This is a genomic window from Microbacterium sp. B24, assembly GCF_000333415.1.
Classification (GTDB): Bacteria; Actinomycetota; Actinomycetes; order Actinomycetales; family Microbacteriaceae; genus Microbacterium.
The window spans coordinates 1-1,386 of record NZ_BADB01000201.1; the positions used below are offsets into that span (position 1 = coordinate 1).

3 protein-coding genes are annotated in these 1,386 nt (G+C 75.4%); 2 read left to right on the forward strand and 1 reads right to left on the reverse strand.

All coding sequences use genetic code 11. The features are described from left to right. The first annotated feature begins 12 nt into the window (after positions 1–12). Together I5I_RS16305 and I5I_RS05240 are read left to right on the forward strand one after the other, a co-directional pair. Positions 13–117 (forward strand): winged helix-turn-helix domain-containing protein, encoded by a 105-nt coding sequence (locus I5I_RS16305; RefSeq protein WP_306305726.1) that lies wholly within the window; start codon positions 13–15, stop codon positions 115–117. Next, positions 114–1,100: a sensor histidine kinase gene (locus tag I5I_RS05240; protein ID WP_036317344.1), complete on the forward strand. Its 987-nt coding sequence runs from the start codon at positions 114–116 to the stop codon at positions 1,098–1,100. The genes I5I_RS16305 and I5I_RS05240 overlap by 4 nt, the downstream gene beginning before the upstream one ends. Before the next feature lie 30 nt (positions 1,101–1,130). On the opposite strand, the gene I5I_RS05245 is transcribed toward I5I_RS05240, so the two are convergent. Next, positions 1,131–1,386 (reverse strand): FAD:protein FMN transferase (locus I5I_RS05245; RefSeq protein WP_187289912.1); only part of this gene is annotated, 256 nt, incomplete at its 5' end.

Below are 1,386 nucleotides of genomic sequence, written 5' to 3' on the forward strand. Positions count from 1 at the left end.
TCCGACGACGCCCTGAGCTCCGTCGACACCTACGTGCACTACATCCGCCGCAAGGCGTCGCCCGAGATCATCGAGACCGTTCGCGGTCGCGGCTACCGTGCGGGGAGCCCGTCGTGAGCGACGAGGCCGACCGCCGGCGCGTTCGTCGCGCCGCGGTCCACGTCGGTCTGCTCGTCGGTGCCGCATCGGCCGTCGTGGTGACGGCGGGAGTCGCGCTTCTCGTGGCCGTCCTGCTGCTGTCGGCCCGACCCGAACTGCACCACAACGGCGAGGGCGGCGGCCGCAGCGGTCCGCCGGACGGCGACCGCATCGTCGTCGACGTCGACCGCATCCTCCCCTGGGTCGTCGCGCTCGGTCTCGCCGGGGTGGCGCTGCTCGCCCTCGTCGCCTGGTTCGCCGCCCGCCGCGCGGTGGCCCCGTTGGCCGGTGCCCTGCGGCTGCAGCGCCGCTTCGTCGCCGATGCGAGCCACGAGATCCGCACGCCGTTGACGGCTCTCACGAGCCGGGCGCAGATCCTGGAGCGCCGCTACCGACGCGGCGAAGACCTCACCGACACGCTCGCGGCGCTGCGCGCCGACGCGTCGGTCATGGACGCCGTGCTCACCGACATGCTGCTGACGGCGGAGGGAACGGCGACGGATGCCGAGCCCGCCGTCGTCGAGGCGGCGCTGACGGCCGCGGCGGCCACGGTGGCGCCGCTGGCCGAGGAGGCGGGCGTGCGCGTCCGCGTCGGTCAGGGCGACGGCGCGGGCCTGCGGGTGCGCCTTCCCCGCGTCACCCTCGACCGGCTCTGCGTCGCGCTCCTGGACAACGCGGTGCAGCACACTCCCGCCGGCGGCGAGGTCGCACTGTCGGCGCGATCCGACGGACGGGGGGTCGCGATCCGGGTGCGCGACGGCGGCACCGGCATCGCCGATGCCGATCGCGAGCGCATCTTCGAGCGCTTCGCCCGCGGCCCGGAGTCGGGTCGGCGGCGCGGTTTCGGCCTGGGTCTCGCGCTCGTGCGCGAGGCGGCCGCGGCGGCCGGGGGCCGGATCGAGATCGAGCTAACGTCGGCAGCGGGTACCACCATGCTGCTCTGGCTGCCGCAGGCTGCGTAGCGGCCTCAGGCCGCGGTCGCCGTCGCGGGTTCAGGCCGCGGTCGCCGCGACGGTCTCGACGCCGACGCCCGCGACCCATCGACGGACACCGGCGTCGGTGACCGTCATCGCCGAGCGCAGCGGCGCGTCCCACAGCCACCGGGTGTCCTCGCCGGCCGCGACGGCGAGGGCGGTCGCCCACACGTCGGCGGTGGTGAGGTCGTCCGCGACGACCGTCGCGCTCACCGCAGCAGACACCGCGATGCCGGATCGAGGGTCGACTCTAGAGGATCCCCGGGACCGAGCT